This is a genomic window from Streptomyces viridiviolaceus (genome assembly GCF_014650995.1).
Taxonomy (GTDB): domain Bacteria; phylum Actinomycetota; class Actinomycetes; order Streptomycetales; family Streptomycetaceae; genus Streptomyces; species Streptomyces viridiviolaceus.
The window spans coordinates 48,237-63,624 of the sequence record NZ_BMWA01000040.1; the positions used below are offsets into that span (position 1 = coordinate 48,237).

The following is a 15,388-nucleotide window of genomic DNA, read 5'->3' on the forward strand; positions in this document are numbered from 1 at the left end:
CTGCCCCCGAGTCCGAGGGTCGGTCTGTGCTGGCGTTGGTTGTCCAGCCACGCATGGAGGCTGTCGGTCTATGACGAGCTGACCGGCACCCGCCCCTTCACCACCCACCCGAGCACGAGGGAAACGTCTTGAGCGAGCTGGTCAGCACCCGCACCCGCATCCGCACCACGGCCGGCAAGCTCGGCCTGCCCCACCTGACCGAAACCATCAACGAGTACATCCGGCGGGCCGACGAAGGAAAGATGGGCTACCTCGACTTGGTGCTGTCCGGGGAACTCGCCGTCCGCGACGACCGCCGCTTCCGCCAGGGCCTGCGACTCTCCCGGCTCCCACACCACAAAACGATCGACGAGTACGACTTTGCCTTCCAGCCCGACCTCGACCCACGCAAGGTCAAAGACCTGGCCACCCTGTCCTTCGTGGAGTCCTAGGCGAACGCCGCCCTGCTGGGCCCGCCCGGGGTCGGCAAGAGCACATCGCCGTCGCTCTCGCAGTCGCGGCCTGCCGGGCCGGCTACTCGATCTACTTCACCAGCCTCGACGACATGGTCCGCAGCCTCAAAGCAGCCGAAGCCGCAGGTCGACTCCTCAACAGGTTGTAAATACCGTCCATGGGCGTCCGAGCAGTCCAAACCGGGCGCGTAATGCCAGGTCAGAGGCTTCCTGTCCGGTGGGAGCGATGCAGTTGGCGATAGGCGCGTGAGAGCGGCACTCGATGAGAAGCCCCGCCGGTGCGGCTCGGCGGGGCTTCCGAATAGCTGGGTTGCAGCGTCCGGCGCGGGCGCCGTTGTACTCGGTTGTCCTCTTTGGAAGCATCCGGAGCGAGGACACGGCGACGGCGCGCGTTGCCGGGCGTCCGGTTGCTGCTGGCGGTCGGCCGATTCGGCGGCATTGACGTGGTCGATCGGGGCTTGGGGGAGTGGTTCCCGGCAGCGGTGCAGGAATCCTGCCCGAGCGGCCGACCTGCCGCACGAAGGCACTTCCCGGTGCGAAATACTCTCCCGATGAGTTCACGTACTTCCCCGATCAGCCAGCCGGTCACGATACGGAGGGCCGTTGCGCGGGATGCCAAACGGCTCACGCGGCTCGTGCGTGGCTCAGGCGCCTACGAGGGTAAGTACGCAGCCGCAGTCGCGGGCTACCGGGTCGGTCCTGATTACATCGAGGCCCACCGCGCATTCGTAGCCGTCGGCGCCGACGAGCATGGAGGCCGGGTCCTCGGGTTCTACTCGCTCGTCCTCGCTCCACCGGAGCTCGACCTGCTGTTCGTCGCCGACGAAGCGCAGGGACGGGGTATTGGACGGCTGCTCGTCGCGCACATGCAGTCCGAGGCCCGTGCCGCCGGGCTGGATCGTGTCAGGGTCGTGTCGCATCTTCCCGCCGCGGACTTCTATCACCGCGCAGGTGCAGTGCGGATCGGGACCGCGTTCGCGAACCCGCCCGCCGTGCCGTGGGACCGTCCCGAATTCGAGTTTCGCATTCCTTCGATATGACGCGGTGTTCCGGTTCGCAGGGCACCGGCTTCTCCTGCATGGTGGCCGCCGGTCAGGAGCCGGGTGTGGCTGCTGACTCCCGTGCCCGACCTCGGTGCCGGCGGGGCCGCGACCGGGGCCGGGGGCCGTGCTGCCGGGCTGTGCCTCAGGCGTCGATGATGACGGGGATGATGAGGGGCTTGCGGCGGTAGGTGCGGAACGCCCAGTTCGCCACGGCGCGGGCGAGGAGTTGTTCGAGTTGGCGCGCGTCCCCGACGCCCTCCTCGGCCGCGGTGGCCAGGGTCTTCTCGATGATGGGGATGACCGGCTCGAACGTGGCGTCGTCGTGGACGAATCCCCGGGCCAGGAAGTCGGGGGCCTCGGCGAGGGCGCCGGTGTCCGCGTCGACGATCGCCACCACCGTGACCACGCCTTCGGCGGCGAGGGTGAGACGGTCCTTGAGGGACGCTTCGGTGGCGCCGCCGACTTCCATGCCGTCCACGTAGACGTTGCCGGCGGGGACCTTGCCGGTGATGGACGCACGCCCGTCGACCAGGTCGACGACGACGCCGTCCTCGGCGATGACCACCCGCTCGGCGTCGACACCGGTACGGATGGCGAGTTCGGCATTGGCCCGCAGGTGGCGCCATTCGCCGTGTACGGGCATGACGTTGCGGGGCTTGACGATGTTGTAACAGTAGACGAGTTCGCCGGCGCTGGCATGCCCGGAGACGTGCACCTTGGCGTTGCCCTTGTGGACCACGTGGGCGCCCCACCGGGTGAGTCCGTTGATCACCCGGTAGATGGCGTTCTCGTTGCCGGGGATGAGAGAGCTGGCGAGCAGGACGGTGTCGCCCTTGCCGATGCGGATCATGTGGTCACGGTTGGCCATCCGTGACAGCGCGGCCATCGGTTCGCCCTGGGAGCCGGTGCACACCAGAGTGATCTTGTGGTCCGGGAGCTTCTCCAGCTCCTTCGTAGTCACGACCAGACCGGACGGGACCTTCAGATAACCCAGGTCACGGGCAATGCCCATGTTGCGGACCATCGACCGGCCGACGAAGGCGACCTTGCGGCCGTGCTGGTGGGCGGCGTCCAGGACCTGCTGGATACGGTGCACGTGGCTGGCGAAGCTGGAGACGATAACCCGGCGCGGCGCGGTGCGCATCACCTGCTCGATCGCCGGGTTCAGCTCACGCTCGGAGGTGGTGAAGCCGGGTACTTCGGCGTTGGTGGAGTCGGTGAGGAACAGGTCCACGCCCTCCTCGCCGAGGCGGGCGAAGGCGCGCAGATCGGTGATGCGGTCGTCGAGAGGGAACTGGTCCATCTTGAAGTCCCCCGTGTGCAGCACCATCCCGGCCCGGGTGCGGATCGCAACCGCGAGGCTGTCCGGGATGGAGTGGTTGACCGCCACGAACTCGCAGTCGAAGGGCCCGAAGCCACGCCGGTCGCCCTCCCGCACCCGCACCGTGCGCGGCCGGATGCCATGTTCCTTGAGCTTGGCCTCCAGGAACGCCAGCGTCAGCTTGGAGCCGACGACCGGAATGTCGGACCGCTCGCGCAGCAGGTACGGCACGCCGCCGATGTGGTCCTCGTGGCCGTGGGTCAGTACCACGGCCACGACGTCGTCCAACCGGTCCCGGATCGAGGTGAAGTCCGGCAGGATTACGTCCACGCCGGGCTGGGTCTCCTCGGGGAACAGCACGCCGCAGTCGACGATGAGCAGCTTGCCCGCGTGCTCGAAGACGGTCATGTTGCGGCCGATCTCACCCAGGCCGCCCAGGGCGATGACCCGCAGCCCTCCTTCGGGAAGGGGCGGGGCGGCTTTCAGCTCGGGGTGCGGATGACTCATACCCTGACGGTACCCGCAGAGCGGGACAGGGTGATCCACTGCCTGTGCGATCTCCTTTTCCCGACGGAGCGGGGCACCCGCAGCGTGCCTCGGCACGATCGGATCACCCCGGCGACTGGGGACAGGGAGCGGTGAAAGCGGTACCACCTACCGTGGCCGAACCGTTCGCCCGGTGCTGGAGAAGATCTCGTGCACCCTGTCGTGTTCTCCGGCGTTCGCTGCCTCCCGGCGGGCCTCGGCACTGGGCCCACTCGCAGTAGTCGAGACTCGGGTGTCCTCGGCGCTCAGGAGCAAGTGGGCTGAGAGGGCCCCGAGGCAGCTTACTTCGCCTGGCAGACAGATGGCGGTGTCCCAGAAGCGCTTGCCGCCCCTGCCCGCCATGCAGGAAGCCGATGTAGAGCCCCATCGAAACTCGACGACGAGGTCACGCGGGGGCGGCTCGTCCGTGGTCTCGAGCCGTTTCCGGGAAGTCGAAGGTGACGTCGTGTGGGGAGGGGCTAGTCACGCATGATCGGTGGGGCCCGCCCGGAGAACAGTCGGCGGCGGGGAGAGGCCATGCCTCGCCGCAGCCTTGTGCAGAAGCAGGGCGCGAAACTGCTTGATCACCATCGGCCAAGCCTCACGGGCGATCCAGCCCTCCGTTCCGGGCCGGATGCTGGCGCGTTTTCGCTAGCGGCTTCCGTCATGCCGTTATAGCGTTGTGATCAGCAGTCGTGGTTCCGAAGTTCTGTTCGCCCGTGATCGCTTCACGGGCGTTCTTGCTGTTCAGCGCCTCTCCGGACCAGGGCGATCACCTCCCGGTCGCGCAGGGTGCGTGCTCGGTTTCCCTCAAAGGAGACAGTCATGGCCAAGGGCACAGTGAAGTGGTTCAACAGCGAGAAGGGCTTCGGCTTCATCGAGCAGGAGGGCGGCGGCCCCGACGTCTTCGCCCACTACTCCAACATCGCCAGCCAGGGCTACCGCGAGCTGCAGGAGGGCCAGAAGGTCGAGTTCGACGTCACACAGGGCCAGAAGGGCCCGCAGGCTGAGAACATCCGCCCCGCCTGATCGCGCCCCGGTAAGAGCCCGGCATCCCGGCTTCGGGACGCCGGGCCCTTACCGTCTGCCGTAGTGGTCAGCGGGCCAGAGCCGATTGGTGTCTCGCGTGTCCCAACGAGCCATTGGCAGAACTGGCTTCGTTGATCTCTAGGACGGACAGCAGATGTTCACCACTTCGGGAGGCACAGCAGCCCGGCCATGTTCGATTTTCCAGAACTACTGCAGACAGAGGCGCGACGCGTGCTGGGTGCTAATGCCTTGCTCGTCCGTCAGCATCAAGGGGCAGGGCTGCCGACGACTTCCGCCAACTCGTCAGCGGCCTCAAGGGTCAGACGGTAGAACCCCTGAAGGCTGACTGAGTTCTCGAGACGGCCGTCCACCACGTACTTCAGACCGCGGGTCTGACCTCGGCGGTTGCGCCAGGTAAGCCTCGCAAGCAGTTCACCGGGGATGGTCACATCGAAGCGTACGGGCGTCGCGTCCACGTGCACCGCCTCGGCGCCGCACCCGCTGGCGCCGAGCATCGACCAGTCGCCGTGCCCGGGATACGCAGGGTCCTCCCAGGTTGTGGGGGCCGTGCCGCAGCAGTCGCGTCGCTCCATGTCGACCACTCGCATCTGACTCACCACGAACACCTCGCGCCGGTTAACGTGTAGCGCGTACACCTCGTCCCCAGCGCGAGCCCCCGTCCACGCGGGCAGGGAGGAGTGAGCGCCGCTGAAGGCGACCGGCGGTCGCTCGCCCACGCGGCCCGCCTTGCGTAGCGCACGGCACGTGTCATGGGTCCACAAAACGGTGAAGGCATCAGACATGCCGTGATCCTACGAACGGGGACTGACAGCCTCCTGCGGGGTGCAGCGCTCACGGAGCCTTCTGCAGACCGGTATTGCTCCGGACTTGACACTCGCGCGCCGTTCGAATCCTTCGATGGCTCTGCCGCCTCCCGAAGCGGTGGACATCCGCTGTCCGCGCTTGTGACCTATGCAGCCAGCCGCCCCAGCGGTCCTGGAAAGCAGTTGCCCGTTCGATCTCCGCAGCAGGGATCCCGTGCTCGATCCACGCGTCGCGGTGTCGCCGTATGTCCTGCCGGCGAACGCGGATACCCTCCGTCTCGATGAACCGCTGGGCCCTGCGGCTCAGGCCGGCAGGCGCGACCGGGACGGGCGATACGGGCTGGTCAGCCATTACCGCTGCGCGCCGTCTCCGGCGTGGAGCACGGCCGACGCAATCTCACGCACGCGCTCCAGGTTGATTCCTTTGTGCTGCTCGATGGCGAGGGGGTGCTCGGTGGGCTCCAGCTCGATGAAGGGGCGCTCACCGACCGGGCGGGTATGGACGCGCGTCTTCAGGTTGAGTGTCGTCGTCGGGTACACCGGAAGATCGGTGGTGAGCCAGCCGAAGTACGGCTTCTCGGCCTCGCGGCCGGGCCTGTCCCACAGATCAGAGGAGGCCCGGGAGAAGCTCTCTCGGCTGAGCGAGACCCAGACGCCCCAGGAGAACACCTCGTCACTGCCAATGACTGGTATCTCGATCAGGCCCTTGACGAAGTAGTGCTGCCCGCGGACCACGCACTGGTCCGTAGAGAGCAAGCAGTCGTCGGCGTCGGCGAAGGCTGGATCCCACACGGCGGGGGCCTCGGCCGTGTAGTTCATCGGCAGCTCAGGGTGGTGGGCCCCGCAGCACGCGCAGGTGAACCCCAAATCACTGGTCATGAGCCCGGAGCCTAGCGACTCCAGACGTACCCGAAGGGGGCTTGCCCGAGCACCGCTCTGCGCGGCCAACTACCGCGCTCAGTCACAGCTGGTTACCCCGAGGACAGGCGATGGCAAGCGGCTGGTGTTGTTGGTCTGGTTATCGGTGTTGCGCTTCCGTGGCGTCGCTCGCGGTGGCGGGCCACGGCGTCGTTGTTGGCGCAGCGCACCGAGCAGTAGGCGCGTCTGCCGTTGCGGGAGGTGTCAACGAAAGCCAGAGCGCAGTCGCGTCGTGCACAGCGTCCCAGTCGCTCGGCGTCGGCGGAGCAGATGACGTAGGCGAGTCCGGCCGCGGTGATGGCGCGGATGTGCGCGGCCGGGTCCGCGCCGGTAGCGCTGTAGTGCAGGTGGGGCCGTCCGTCGTGCAGAGAGATACGGGGGCTGCTCGAAGCCTCGGCGAGGAGCGCATTGACCGCATCGCAACGCTCGTCGAGGTCCTGGCGCCCGAAACATGCGGCCAGGCGCCGGCTCCATGTCCAGATGGTCTCGGCTTGCGCGTTGGTGAGCGTGCGGTTCACCACGCCGTGTACAGCCAGGAGCCGTTCCAGGTCTGCAGGGTGGGGTGCCTCGGTCAGGTTGACCAGGTCAGCTGCGAGTCGGGCGGCCTCACCGCCGTAATGGTTGAACTGCATAAGACAATTACATCATCGTTTGACCCGGGCCGGCGCCGGGGCTCCAGGCCGAAGCGCCGTATGGCTGTGGGTGGCCTGCCGGGCACCGGATACGACGAGATCTCGGAGGCACGATGGTGCAGGCTGCCCGCTTGTCGCGGCAGGGGAACTCGACGGCACCGGCGTTGATGCTGGTCCAAATTGCCAGTCTTCAGGCGGGGTCGGCCGTCGCCAAGGAGGCGTACGCATTCGTCGGTCCCTCGGCTCTGGCCGGTGTGAGGCTGTTCTTCTCCGCCGTGATCCTTTGGCTGCTTGTCCGGCCGTCTCTGCGGGGGGTCACGGCGGTGCAGTGGCGTGCAGTGATCCCGCTCGGCTTGGTCTTCGCGGCCATGAATGTGGCGTATTTCCAGGTCATCAGCCGCCTGCCGATCGGCGTGGCCGCGACCGTGGAACTGCTCGGACCGCTCGCCTTGTCGATCGCTCTGTCCCGCCGGCTGGAGCATCTCGTCGTGGCGTTGCTGGCACTGTCGGGCGTACTGCTGCTGACGGGCCCGGGGGCCTCGCTGTCTACCGCCGGACTGGTGCTGGGAGGCGCCGCCGCGCTGTGCCGAGCCGGGTATGTGGCCCTGAGTCGGCGGGTCGGACGGCTGTTTCCTGACTGGACGGGCCTGTCGCTGGCGCTGGCCTGCGGTGCTTGCGTCGTGACCCCGGTCTCCGCTGTCACGGACGGCGTTGCGGTGGCGGCCCACCCACCGGTTCTCCTCACCGGTCTCCTCGTGGCTCTTCTGTCCTCGCTGATTCCGTACGCGCTGGACATGACGGTGCTGCGGCGTATCGATGCCCGCGCCTTCGGTGTGCTTCTCGCGCTGAGCCCCGCCGTGGCGGCGGCCGTCGGTTTCCTTCTGCTGCGCGAGCAGCTGACCGTACGCCAGCTCGCAGCGGTTGCTCTGGTCGTCATGGCCGGTGCCTGGTCGGTGCGGCGGGTTGGGCGGCCTGCCGGACTGGAGGCCCGGCCTGGCACCCCTGACAGCTGATCCTTCCGCTCTATGTAATGGTTGAAGTGCAATAGACAGTGACAGCATGTTGGTGGAATGACACCCGTACCCTCGGTCACCATCACGTCGACACAGGATTGCTGCCCTGTCTGCCATGAGCCGACTGAAGGGGAAGCGCAGTTGTGGACGCTCCGATCCCGCCACCGTACGTCTGAGGGCGAGGTTGAGTACTGCACCGGTGGCTGCGGTTGCTTCGTCGTCCTGGTCAACGGGGAAATGATTAAAGCTCTCCCCGCCGACCGTCGGTGAAGTACGAGCGGAGCCGTCGGCATCAGGACCCAAGTTCAGGCACAGGGCACTGTGCGGCGTCGGGGCGGCACCCCGGATCAGGAGGCTCCCCTCTCCCCACCGCGAGCGAGGCGAGCGAGACGGGCCACCCGTTGCGGCGAGAGCCGTACGCCTTGTCACCGCTGACGTGACGGGCCGCTCACTCTGCGGGCGAATACTGCAACTCGTGTGTGGCGTCTCCCAGGTTCGGCTGCTGCCAGCCCACCTCGTAGAACTTGCCGGCGCCCCCGGCCTCGGGGGCGTACATGCTGGGCTGGTGCACGGCCGGCGGAGCGTTGAAGTCACCGGCCAGCAGGTACGGACGCTGGTCCACGTCGGAGGCGAACTTGGCCGCGATGGCCGCCGTCTGCGCGCGGGCGTTGTCGTCGTTCGGGTCGGTGTGGACGGAGCAGGTCCGCACGGCGAGCGCGAAGTAGGCGGTCAGGCAGGTGAACCCGCGCGTCTCGTTGCTGCGTTCCTCGACGATCTCGTTCCCGCTGAACCAGTAGTCCTTCTGCTCCCCGATGGGCGCCTTGGTGAATATGGCGTTCCCTGCCCACGCATCCGCACCGAACAGGCCGTTGCAGGTGTTGAACCAGTTGCTGGAGGCGCGCCCGAAGTGCCAGGACATCTGGATGCCGGCGTCCTGCAGCTCGTCCCGCAGGAAGGTGGCCTGGCTGTGACACACCTCATTGATGGTCACGACGTCCGGGTCGAGTTCGCTGATCTTTTCCATCAAGCGGTCCACCGGTGGGCCGTCCCCGTCGTTGCGGGCGGCGCCCGCCATGTTCCAGTGGAGAACCTTGAGTGTCTGACGGATCGGCACCGGCGGAGGCTCGGCCGCGGCCGTCTGCGGAGTCAGCACGGTGCCGATCAGCAGTGCCGTCACGGTGGTCGAGAAGGACATCCAGAGGCGTCTTAATTTATGGCGCATGCACCAGTCGCTTTCTCTCGTCGCGCCGCCGAACGGCGCACCCGTTCCATCTCTTGGCGTGAACGCGACGAATCTAGAGGGAGCGACACCGGGCCGCCCATCCGCTCGTGACAGCATTACGGTGAATGGCGTACGCGACCCTTGGCCGTAGAGACATCGCTCGGACATCGCCCCCCTTCCGCTTCGGCGGAAGGGGGGCGCGGTTGTGGGTCGGTCGCCTTGGGCAGAATTCGGGCCTTCTCCTCCGTAAGGCTGTTCCTGGTCGCCTCCGGGTCACAGCCTGTCGACTGCTCAACCTCCGGAGCGAAAAGTGCCCACGACATGAGGGACGAGCTCGCGGACGCGATGTGGCCGCGTCCCGCCTGGACGACCGCCTGCGGCAGGCGGCCCGGGCCTCGTCGCCCAGCACGTCCTCGAACAGCCACAGGAACCTGGGCTACTCATCGGCCCGCATCGCGTCCGCGGAACTGCCCGCGGCGGTGGAGCGGGCGGGCCTGGACTACGCGGTCCCCGGCACCGGGATGGCGGGCGGTCGCCAGGAGTTGGCATTGGGCGTCGAGGAGGAGGTCCAGGCCTGGTGGGTGAGGCCGATGCGGCGCAGCGGGGTGGCGACCGCGCGGGCCGCGCCGGCGAGCAGCAGCGGTTCGCCGACCGCCCGGGCCGCGGTCTCGGGACGGGCCACGTGCGACGTCTCGCACGTCCACGGGCTGGGATCACCGGCTGATGGGGCGTGCAGTCTCAGCTGATCAAGCCCGCTGCCCTGTCCTGCACAACAGAGACCCGGACCTGTTCGAGGAAAGACTTGCTGATCGGCCATCGGGCTCGGGCCTTCCCGGAGGGGTGGCTGATGACGGCTGCCGGCCAGCCCGATGCGAGACGTCCGTGCATAACTCAACCGGTCGCACGCTGCCTGTCTCACTACTGGAACGTGCCTGATCACTCGACTGGTGACACCCGCGCAGTAGCCAGAGGAGCCCGCGCTTGCGGGTTCGGGGCCTCTCTGGATTCCTGCACTGCTCACCCAGCCGGTGCGTCGGGTGAGCACCGTCGGTTATGCGGTTCTACTGTCGTAGTGCCTTGCTATCGACAGGACGGTGAGGCCCGGGCGGCCCCCGAACATGCGCCCTGGGAGGGGGCCGACATCCCGGGCGGGGTGGCCGACGGCGACGCGCGTGCGGGGCTCCTGTGCTGCTCATAGGCTGGATGCTGCGCGCCCACGAGCTCGGCGCCATCGGCGGCCTCGGCCTGGACGACGGTGTCGACAACCCGGTGGTCATCACCGGCTACAAGGCCGCCCGCACTAAACCGCTCACGTCGGCGAAGAAGCAGGTCAACAAGCTGATCGCGTCCGCGCGGTCTGCGAACACGCCTTCGCCCACCCTGAAAAACTGGAGGATCCTCACCAAGCTCCGCCTGCACATCCGGCACGCCACCACGCTCCTGCGCCCTGTTCGTCCTGACGAACCTCGAAGTCACCCGGTGTGCCCTGGGACAGTGAAGTCAGTCGAGAGCGGTTCTGTGACCTGTGGCGACTAACTTCATTGTCCAAGCGGAGACTTGATGGCTGGCGATGTCGCTGATTTGGGTGCGGTTCCTCGCTTTGGGTGGCGCGACACGCTCCCACGGGCACCTACTGTCAGACGGGTGGCCAGTTCCGCAGCGCCGCGTCGGCCACCTGCTGGAGTTCGGAGCGGGTGGCGCCGCCGGCAGCCTGGACGGCGATGCCGTTCGACACCGTCATCACGTATCGGGCGAGCAGTTCCGGATTCGCGCCGGGCGGCAGGTCACCCTCGTCGACAGCCTGCTGGAACCGGTGACGGAGGCGGGCACGGCCGTCGTCGCGCCAGGTGATCAGGGCATCCTGGGCCGCCCGGCCGGAGTCGCCGGCGGCCAGCGAGCCCTGTACGCCGAGGCACCCGGCGGGGCAGCCGGGGCGGGTGGTCGCGCTGACCGAGCCGGCGAGGAACGCCGTGGCCACCTCGCGGGCGCTCGGTTCCTCCAGTGCGCGGGCCGCATAGGCGGCGGGGCCTTCGGTGTAGCGCTCCAGGGCCTTGCGGAACAGCTCCTCCTTGTTGCCGAAGGCCGCGTACATGCTCTTGCGGGTGATGCCCATGGCGTGGGTCAGGTCGGTCAGGCTGGCGCCTTCGTAGCCCTGCTCCCAGAAGACCATCATCGCCCGCTCCAGGGCCTCGTCGGCGTCGAAACCTCTCGGCCGGCCGAGAGGCGCTTTCCGGGTGATCTCCACGGCTTCATCCTACCCCTCGATACCGATCGGTGCAGAAGTGCTACGGTTAATTCTGCACCGATCGGTATCTAAGTTTGAGGAGTTCAAGCAGTGGGACAGCTGGAAGGCAAGACCGCCGTCGTCACCGGCGGCAGCACCGGAATCGGCCTGGCCACCGCCGCGCGGCTGGCGTCCGAGGGTGCCCATGTGTTCATCACCGGCCGGCGCAAGGATGCGCTCGACGGGGCCGTCGAGTCGATCGGTGACTCCGTCACCGCGGTGCCGGGCGACATATCGGAGCCGGCCGACCTGGACCGGCTGTACGGAGCGATCCGTGACCGCGGCCGAGGCCTGGACGTGCTCGTCGCCAACGCGGGCATGGCCACGCTCGCACCGTTGGAACAGGCCACCGAGGAACAGTTCGATCAAATCTTCGGCGTCAATGTCCGGGGCACACTGCTCACCGTGCAGAAAGCGCTGCCGCTGCTCAACGACGGCGCCTCGGTGATCTTTAACGACTCCATCCGCGCCGACGACGGCCGGGAGGCCTTCGGCCTGTACGCGGCGTCGAAGGCCGCGATCCGGTCCCTCGCGCGGACCTGGGCCAACGAGCTGAAGGGCAGGGGCATCCGGGTCAACACGGTCGCGCCGGGCGCGATCGACACCCCCGGAGTCGACATCGCCATCGGCGAGGAGAACGCGGACGCCATCAAGGCGGAACTCGCGGCGGGAGTTCCGATCGGCCGAAGGGGACGCCCGGAGGAGGTCGCCGCCGCCGTGGCCTTCCTCGCCTCCGCGGACAGCAGCTTCATGCTCGGTACCACCCTGCACGTCAACGGCGGTGAGAACCAGTTCTGACCCGCCACGCGGAGTCCCGAACTGTCGCGGGCGAGTCGTCGCCCGCGACATTCCGCCTGGCCAACACGAACATCCGCGCAGCACGCCCAGACTGGACACGGAGCGCAAGATCGCTCCGACCGGTAGGGCCGCCCAGCACCCCCAGAGTCACCTCGTACGACTAGGTTCGCCGGCAAGGAAGCCGAAACGACTGGGTTCACTGTCAAACGCCCGATTGAATGACAGCGGACGGTGACACACAGGGCAAACGATCTTCACGCCGGACAAGCGCCCACGACCAGCACGAGTACACGAACAACCACTCACACCAGCTCCGTGACCAGCATCTTCAAGATGGCGGATCTTCAGTGCTGACGCTCCAGGGTGAGGACGGCTGCGGCGATTGACGACAGGCGGTTCGGACTGCAGCGTGCCCTGCGGAAGATCCGCCAGGACTTCAGCCTTGCGACACCCCGCTCGACCGGTGCCCGTGCCGCTGATAGTCCCCGGTTCATCGTGCGTTGAGTCGGTGTGAGTTCCCGGCGGGGCGGGCGTCGGAGCCGGGAGGCCGCCGAGCACCCTCGGCGGCCCCGCCCAGGCCGGCCTGGGCAAGGTGACGGGCCACCGGGCTGCTCTGGCTACACACGGTCAGCGTCGCCCTCGTTCTCCACGAGAACTGGCGACAGTTGAATACGCGAGCCCAAGGACGGGGCCGACAGGCCATAGGCGAAGGCCCCGCTGCTCGGCCCGGCGCCGGGCCCGATTCGCTTCATACACCAACAAGAGCCGGTTGCAGTGGCCAGCCTTTGCTATTCGCTGATCTACAGGTCCGCGCAGCCACCTTCAACCGACTCGAAAGCGCCGTGTACTGGCGGCGCTTCGCCGCTGGCGATCCCCTCGCCGCCCACCACGCTGCCGTCGGCATCACCCCCGACGCCCGCCTCTGGCGTGCCATGGCCCGCATGCTCGGTTTCACCCGTGACCGGCACCTGCCCCAGCCCGTACGCTCCACCGCCCACATCGCCGAAGGCTTCGCCGCCACCGTTCCCTGGGGATCCGAACTGAGCGCCTTCATGACCACCAGCAACCTGCCCAGAGAGCTCGCCACACGCTGACCCGGCGACTACCCGAAGACACCGGCCCACCCCGTCACCGGATCCGGCGGCTCCTCGCTCCTGCTCCCCGTTCAGGGAGACGCCCCCAGGCGGGTGCCCTCGCTCACCTGTCCGGTGCACCGAGCGAGCACGGCTGGGACCGGCAGCTCTACCGTCGTAGTGCCTTGCACTATCGACAGGACGGGCAAGGCCCGGGCGGGCCCCCTATGCACCCTGATGCTGTTGGCTAATTCGGGGGTTCGCGTGACGTCGGCCTCCAAGACCCGGTTGTGGTCTTGGAGGCCGACGTTGTCGTATGGGGTGGGTGCGGATGTCGATGCGACCGGGCGGGGATGGGGAGATCCCTGCGGAGACGGCGCGCATTGCGCAGGCGGCGTTCCCGAAGGGGAGCCTGGCGATCCGGGTCCGGGACGAGCTGGGGCCGTTGTTCCGCGACGAGGAGTTTGCGGATCTGTTCCCGGTGCGGGGGAAGCCGGCCTGGTCGCCGGGCCGTCTGGCGCTGGTGTCGGTGCTGCAGTTCGTCGAGGGACTGACCGACCGGCAGGCGGCAGAGGCCGTGCGGGCCCGCATCGACTGGAAGTACGCCCTCGGGCTGGAACTGGTGGATCCCGGGTTCGACTTCTCGGTGCTGTCGGAGTTCAGGGACCGCCTGGCCGGGGCGGACGCGGGCCGGCGGGTGCTGGACGGCATCCTGGCAGCGGCCCGGGAGAAGGGACTGCTCAAGACTGGCAGGGCGCGGACCGACTCCACGCGTGTGCTGTCGGCGGCGAGGGATCTGTCCTGGCTGGAGATGGTCGCCGAGACGCTTCGTGCCGCCTTGAACGCACTCGCCCAGGCCGCTCCCGAGTGGCTGTCCCGGGTCGCGGAGCCGGACTGGTTCAAGCACTACGCCACGACAGCCGAGACTTCCCGTTTCCCCAAGTCCCGCACCAAGCGGGACGAGGTGGGGCTGCGGATCGGCCGCGACGGGACGCGCCTGCTCGAAGCCGTCTGGTCCAGCCAGGCTCCCGAGGACCTGCGGACGCTTGAAGCGGTTCAGACCCTGCGTCAGATGTGGGTCCAGCACTTCCACCAGGTGGACGGCGAGGTGAGGCGAAGGGACCCAAAAGACCGGCCGCCGGGGGCGACTTGCCTGGTTACCCCCTATGACCGTGAGGCCCGCAACAGCGTCAAGCGGGACACCACGTGGGCCGGATACAAAGTCCACCTCACCGAAACCTGCGAAGCCGATGCCCCCAACCTGATCACGAACGTGGCCACCACGCTCGCAACGGTTCCCGACGTGTCGATGACCGAGACCGTGCACACCCAGCTCGCCGACGCGGGCCGTTTGCCCGGCGAGCATCTGGTCGACGCCGGATACATCGACGCACACCTCTGGTCAGCACCCGACGCGAATACGGCATCACCCTCACCGGCCCCGCGCCCACCGGCTTCAGTCCTCAAACGGCCGGCAAGAGCGGGTTCACCAGCGACGACTTCACCATCGACTGGACGGCTCAGCAAGTCACGTGCCCAGGAGGGAGGACCACCCGCCGCTGGAACCCCGACCACTCCCAATCCGGCATCCCTGTCATCCGGGTCCGCTTCAACAGCGGTGACTGCCTCCCCTGCCCGGTCCGCGAGCAGTGCACCACCTCCACCGTCGGCCGACGGCTGACCCTGCGGCCCCGCGAGGAACACGAAGCCCTCCGACAGGCCCACGCCGAGCAGGACACCGGCACCTGGAAAGAGCGTTACAAGACCCGCGCCGGAATCGAGGGCACCATCTCCCAAGCCGTCGGGCGCTGCGGCATGCGAAGGTCCCGCTACCGAGGCCTTACGAAGACCAGCCTCCAGCACCAGTTCACCGGCGCCGCGATCAACCTCGTCCGCATCCACGCCCACCTCACCGGCACACCCCGGGCCCGCACCCGCACCAGCCACTTCGCAGCACTCGGCCCCACCGAGCCGAAGCTCAGCGGGGCCGAGAAGAGCTGACCCCCGAATTGGCCAACAGCATCCACCCTGGGAGGGGGCCGCCACCGGGCCTGTGGCAGACGCCGGGCGCGTGTATGCGGAGCCGCCATGCCGTCCTAGGCTGGATGCTGCTTGTGGGATCTCAACGGCCGTGTCTCTTAGAGGTCCTAACAAAGGCGTTGGACGTGGCGGTGCGGGATCAGGCAGACGGCGAGCCCCAGGAACGCTTCGTGGATGTCGTCGCGACGTTCCCATCGGATCCGAAGCCGGCGGA

At 67.8% G+C, this 15,388-nt stretch carries 13 protein-coding genes and 5 pseudogenes; 8 read left to right on the top strand and 10 right to left on the bottom strand.

All coding sequences use genetic code 11. From position 1 onward, the window contains the following. Positions 1 to 128: 128 nt before the first annotated feature. Both IE260_RS37535 and IE260_RS37540 read left to right on the top strand, forming a co-directional pair. Positions 129 to 598: pseudogene (locus IE260_RS37535) on the top strand (ATP-binding protein); the annotation flags it as partial. Between the two features lie 405 nt (positions 599 to 1,003). Then, positions 1,004 to 1,492 (top strand): GNAT family N-acetyltransferase, encoded by a 489-nt coding sequence (locus tag IE260_RS37540; RefSeq protein WP_189880319.1) that lies wholly within the window; start codon positions 1,004 to 1,006, stop codon positions 1,490 to 1,492. A 145-nt stretch (positions 1,493 to 1,637) separates the two neighbouring features. Here IE260_RS37540 and IE260_RS37545 read toward each other — a convergent pair whose 3' ends face one another. Then, positions 1,638 to 3,323 (bottom strand): ribonuclease J, encoded by a 1,686-nt coding sequence (locus IE260_RS37545; RefSeq protein ID WP_189880321.1) that lies wholly within the window; start codon positions 3,321 to 3,323, stop codon positions 1,638 to 1,640. Positions 3,324 to 4,166: 843 nt separating this feature from the next. Between IE260_RS37545 and IE260_RS37550 the strand changes: the two genes are divergently transcribed. Beyond that, positions 4,167 to 4,370: a cold-shock protein gene (locus IE260_RS37550; protein ID WP_014670069.1), complete on the top strand. Its 204-nt coding sequence runs from the start codon at positions 4,167 to 4,169 to the stop codon at positions 4,368 to 4,370. Positions 4,371 to 4,636: 266 nt separating this feature from the next. Here the strand turns inward: IE260_RS37550 and IE260_RS37555 are convergent, their stop codons facing one another. The 4 genes and pseudogenes from IE260_RS37555 to IE260_RS37565 form a co-directional block, all read right to left on the bottom strand. Beyond that, a complete protein-coding gene (locus IE260_RS37555; RefSeq protein ID WP_189880323.1) occupies positions 4,637 to 5,173 on the bottom strand; it encodes a hypothetical protein in 537 nt (178 codons plus the stop codon). A 178-nt stretch (positions 5,174 to 5,351) separates the two neighbouring features. Continuing rightward, positions 5,352 to 5,546, bottom strand: a pseudogene (locus IE260_RS42900) (hypothetical protein); the annotation flags it as partial. Next, positions 5,546 to 6,013, bottom strand: coding sequence for a DUF2199 domain-containing protein (locus IE260_RS37560; RefSeq protein WP_229881712.1), 468 nt, complete (start codon positions 6,011 to 6,013; stop codon positions 5,546 to 5,548). The gene IE260_RS37560 and the pseudogene IE260_RS42900, both read right to left, overlap by 1 nt. 152 nt (positions 6,014 to 6,165) lie before the next feature. Next, positions 6,166 to 6,744, bottom strand: a complete 579-nt coding sequence (locus tag IE260_RS37565; protein ID WP_189880328.1) for a CGNR zinc finger domain-containing protein — start codon at positions 6,742 to 6,744, stop codon at positions 6,166 to 6,168. 113 nt (positions 6,745 to 6,857) lie between these two features. Here IE260_RS37565 and IE260_RS37570 point away from each other — a divergent pair, with 113 nt between their 5' ends. After that, positions 6,858 to 7,757 carry an EamA family transporter gene (locus IE260_RS37570; protein WP_189880329.1) on the top strand — a complete coding sequence of 300 codons (900 nt, stop codon included), beginning with the start codon at positions 6,858 to 6,860 and terminating at the stop codon, positions 7,755 to 7,757. Positions 7,758 to 8,205: 448 nt separating this feature from the next. Here IE260_RS37570 and IE260_RS37575 read toward each other — a convergent pair whose 3' ends face one another. Both IE260_RS37575 and IE260_RS37580 read right to left on the bottom strand, forming a co-directional pair. Further along, on the bottom strand, positions 8,206 to 8,952 hold the full coding sequence (locus tag IE260_RS37575; RefSeq protein ID WP_189880332.1) for an endonuclease/exonuclease/phosphatase family protein: 747 nt from the start codon (positions 8,950 to 8,952) through the stop codon (positions 8,206 to 8,208). A 526-nt stretch (positions 8,953 to 9,478) separates the two neighbouring features. Beyond that, positions 9,479 to 9,661 carry a hypothetical protein gene (locus IE260_RS37580; protein ID WP_189880334.1) on the bottom strand — a complete coding sequence of 61 codons (183 nt, stop codon included), beginning with the start codon at positions 9,659 to 9,661 and terminating at the stop codon, positions 9,479 to 9,481. A 521-nt stretch (positions 9,662 to 10,182) separates the two neighbouring features. On the opposite strand from IE260_RS37580, the gene IE260_RS37585 reads away from it, so the two are divergent. Next, positions 10,183 to 10,515 (top strand): hypothetical protein, encoded by a 333-nt coding sequence (locus tag IE260_RS37585; RefSeq protein ID WP_189880336.1) that lies wholly within the window; start codon positions 10,183 to 10,185, stop codon positions 10,513 to 10,515. A 100-nt stretch (positions 10,516 to 10,615) separates the two neighbouring features. On the opposite strand, the gene IE260_RS37590 is transcribed toward IE260_RS37585, so the two are convergent. Next, positions 10,616 to 11,224 carry a TetR/AcrR family transcriptional regulator gene (locus IE260_RS37590; protein ID WP_189880338.1) on the bottom strand — a complete coding sequence of 203 codons (609 nt, stop codon included), beginning with the start codon at positions 11,222 to 11,224 and terminating at the stop codon, positions 10,616 to 10,618. A gap of 90 nt (positions 11,225 to 11,314) precedes the next feature. On the opposite strand from IE260_RS37590, the gene IE260_RS37595 reads away from it, so the two are divergent. Next, on the top strand, positions 11,315 to 12,061 hold the full coding sequence (locus tag IE260_RS37595) for an SDR family NAD(P)-dependent oxidoreductase (RefSeq protein ID WP_189880340.1): 747 nt from the start codon (positions 11,315 to 11,317) through the stop codon (positions 12,059 to 12,061). Between the two features lie 344 nt (positions 12,062 to 12,405). On the opposite strand, the pseudogene IE260_RS37600 reads toward IE260_RS37595, so the two are convergent. Next, positions 12,406 to 12,588, bottom strand: a pseudogene (locus tag IE260_RS37600) (transposase family protein); the annotation flags it as partial. A 315-nt stretch (positions 12,589 to 12,903) separates the two neighbouring features. Between IE260_RS37600 and IE260_RS37605 the strand changes: the two are divergent. Beyond that, positions 12,904 to 13,155 (top strand): hypothetical protein, encoded by a 252-nt coding sequence (locus IE260_RS37605; protein ID WP_229881710.1) that lies wholly within the window; start codon positions 12,904 to 12,906, stop codon positions 13,153 to 13,155. Between the two features lie 310 nt (positions 13,156 to 13,465). Next, positions 13,466 to 15,135: pseudogene (locus IE260_RS37610) on the top strand (IS1182 family transposase). 146 nt (positions 15,136 to 15,281) lie between these two features. On the opposite strand, the pseudogene IE260_RS37615 reads toward IE260_RS37610, so the two are convergent. Continuing rightward, positions 15,282 to 15,388 (bottom strand): annotated as a pseudogene (locus tag IE260_RS37615) (IS5/IS1182 family transposase); the annotation flags it as partial.